This is a genomic window from Pseudorhodoplanes sp., assembly GCF_035565855.1.
Lineage (GTDB): Bacteria > Pseudomonadota > Alphaproteobacteria > Rhizobiales > Xanthobacteraceae > Pseudorhodoplanes.
In genome coordinates, this window is sequence record NZ_DATMRX010000258.1 from 1 (window position 1) to 2777 (window position 2777).

At 65.3% G+C, this 2777-nt stretch carries 4 protein-coding genes; all 4 read left to right on the top strand.

Annotation, left to right across the window (positions count from 1 at the left end):
- The first annotated feature begins 78 nt into the window (after positions 1-78).
- Positions 79-420, top strand: coding sequence for a metal-sulfur cluster assembly factor (locus VN004_RS14575; protein WP_325611371.1), 342 nt, complete (start codon positions 79-81; stop codon positions 418-420).
- 41 nt (positions 421-461) lie between these two features.
- Positions 462-635 carry a hypothetical protein gene (locus tag VN004_RS14580; RefSeq protein WP_325611373.1) on the top strand — a complete coding sequence of 58 codons (174 nt, stop codon included), beginning with the start codon at positions 462-464 and terminating at the stop codon, positions 633-635.
- 484 nt (positions 636-1119) lie between these two features.
- Positions 1120-1743 carry a TetR/AcrR family transcriptional regulator gene (locus VN004_RS14585; RefSeq protein WP_325611375.1) on the top strand — a complete coding sequence of 208 codons (624 nt, stop codon included), beginning with the start codon at positions 1120-1122 and terminating at the stop codon, positions 1741-1743.
- On the top strand, positions 1740-2777 hold a 1038-nt coding region (locus VN004_RS14590), incomplete at its 3' end, for an efflux RND transporter periplasmic adaptor subunit (RefSeq protein ID WP_325611377.1). The genes VN004_RS14585 and VN004_RS14590, both read left to right, overlap by 4 nt.

Sequence of the window (2777 nt, forward strand, 5' to 3'; positions counted from 1 at the left end):
CTGGCGCGGCGCGTTCGAGCCGGACGGCAAGACCTACAAGGTTCTGGTTCGCGTCGGCAGCAAAAAGGGAGCGGCCGCATGAGCGATACGGCCGTCGCGCCCGCCGATCTCGCAGGGCGGATCAAGGATGCGCTGCGTCTCGTGATCGACCCGGAGCTCGGCTACAATATCGTCGATCTCGGCCTGGTCTATGACATCGCGGTCGAGGACGGCGGCGTGGCTCATATCGTCATGACGACGACCACCCGCGGTTGCCCGGCGACCGGCTATCTGAAGGACGGTGCGCTCGAGGCCGCCGAGAACGTGCCCGAGGTGGAATTCGTCGATGTCGCGTTGACCTACGAGCCGCCGTGGACGCCGGACATGATGAGCGAGAAGGCCAAGGAGCATCTGGGCATTTCGTCCGGGGCAGGGTGGTGAGCGCGAACGCTCCCGCGCCGGAGCGGCGCGCGGATGAATCGATGCGTCTGACGGAGGTTCTGCTGGCAAGCCTGGAAACGCTGGTGGCGGCCGGAGAAGCCGAGGCCGCGTGCCGCCTTGCCGGACGGGCTTGCGCGGCGGTGCGCCAGAGCAACCCCGCGGCATGGCAGCGTTTCAATGTGTTCCTTCATCGCATGATCAAGCGCCTGCCATAGCCGGCGGCGCTGTTGATTGAGGCGGCGGGAGTCGGTTGCCGGGCACGCCGTCATAGGTGTCCGTCGGCGCGCATCGCGGATGCGTCTGTCGTCTTGCCGGCTACTGCCAGAATCTTTTTGCTCTTAAGGGAATCCCCCGTCGTCATGCACGGCCTCGATCCGCGCATCCACCTTCTTTGGGCAGGTTCGCCGGGGTGCATAGGCGAGCGAAGCGGCTGCGCCCGGCAATGGCCTCGCGTCGCGTTTTCGCCAAATCGTGAAACGCCCCAAGGGCTTGGATTCCTGCGTGGATCGAAGGCAGCCGGCGAAAAACAAGAGGTCAGGGGTCAGGGCCATGTCGCGCATCCGCGCCGGCTCCGTTCTCTTTTGCGGTGCAATATTACCAGATTTTCGTCGTCATTTACCGTTGACGGAAAGCCCGAAAATCGCCTATTTAATGTGAGAACGAACGTTCGCTCTCAAATTTTGCATTGCAGTAATTCTGATGACGCCGGCCAACGCCCAAAGGCAATCCGACCGCCGCGACGAGATTCTCGCCGCCGCGCAGCGCTGTTTCGTGCGCTCGGGCTTCCACAAGACCTCGATGCATGAGATTTGCCTCGAGGCCGGCATGAGCCCCGGCAACCTCTATCGTTATTTCCCGTCGAAAGAGGCGATCATCGCGGGCATCGCCGAGCGTGATCGCGCCGAGGTGGCGCAGGAGTTCGCCCAGGCGGACCTGTCCCACGGCTTGTTCCCCTTGCTGGAAGGCATGGCGCACCATCACTTCACCGAGCGCTCGATCGAGCAGGTGAAGCTGTGCACCGAGGTGATGTCGGAGGCGCGTCGCGATCCTGAGATCGCGCGCATCTCGGCCGCCTTCGACGCCGACATCCGCAAGTGGCTTGTGGACCTGTTCCGAGCCGCCGCCGAGCGCGGCGACATCGCCAAGGACGCCGACATCGAAGGCGCGGTGGACATGCTGATCATCATCGCCGACGGCGTCTGGTGGCGGCGCGCGCTCGATCCTCACTTCAAGGCCGACGCTCTCATTCCGGTGTTCATGGACATTACGAGGCACATGTTGCGCAGCCGTGCTGAGGGCACGGCGCAGGAGAAGACGTCATGAAAGCGCGCCATCTCACCGCCGCCGGGCTGGTTGCGGCCGCGGCGCTTTGGATTGCGTCGGGCTACATTCTGCCGCGCGAGCACGGATCGAGCGATGCCGCGCCCCGCGTCGGGGAATCCGAAGCGCAAAAGCCGTTTCGCGTGGCCGTGATTGACACCAACGTCAGCATGCACAGTCAGAAGCTCGTGCTGTCGGGTCGCACCGAAGCGGACCGCAAGGTGTCGACCTATGCCCGAACCGGCGGCGTTGTGACCGAGGTGCGCGTTCACCGCGGCTCGCACGTCAAGAAGGGCGATATCGTCGCCATTCTATCGGACGATGCTCGCGAGGCCCAGGTTGCACAGGCGAGGGCTCTGGTCGAGCAGCGCAGGATCGAGTTGGAAGCCAAGCGCCGTCTGGTTCAGATCAACGCCATTCCCCGGCTCGAACTGAATACGCTGGAGGCGCAGTTCAAGGCCGCGGAGGCGGCGCTGGCGAGCGCGGAGGCCGAGCTTGAGCGCGGTGTCATCCGCGCGCCGTGGGATGGCGTCGTCACCAATGTCTCCGAGGTGGGAACGTCGGCGTTTTCCTTCACCGGCACATCGGTCGCCGATATCGTCGGGCTCGATCCGATGCTGGCGGTTGTCGAGGTTTCGGAGCGCAAGGTCGGCAGCATTCGCGTCGGCGACACCGCCGAGGTCCGGCTGGTGTCCGGGCAGACCAAGCAGGGGCGGGTCCGCTACGTCTCCAAGTCCGCGCTCGCGGCCACGCGCACCTATCGCGTCGAGGTCGAGATGCCGAACGCCGATGGGGCGATCCCGGACGGCATCACGGCGGAGGTGACGATTCCGCTTGCGCCGACGCCGGCGACGCGGGTGCCGCGCTCGGCGCTGATCTTTTCGTCCGCGGGCGACCTCGGCGTGCGCACCGTGGACGGCGAGGGCAAGGTCGGCTTTGCCCCGACGACGATCGTCGAGGACGATCAGAGCTTCATGTGGCTTGCCGGTGTGGCCGATGGCGCGCGCGTCATCGTTCAGGGCCAGGACTTCGTGCGG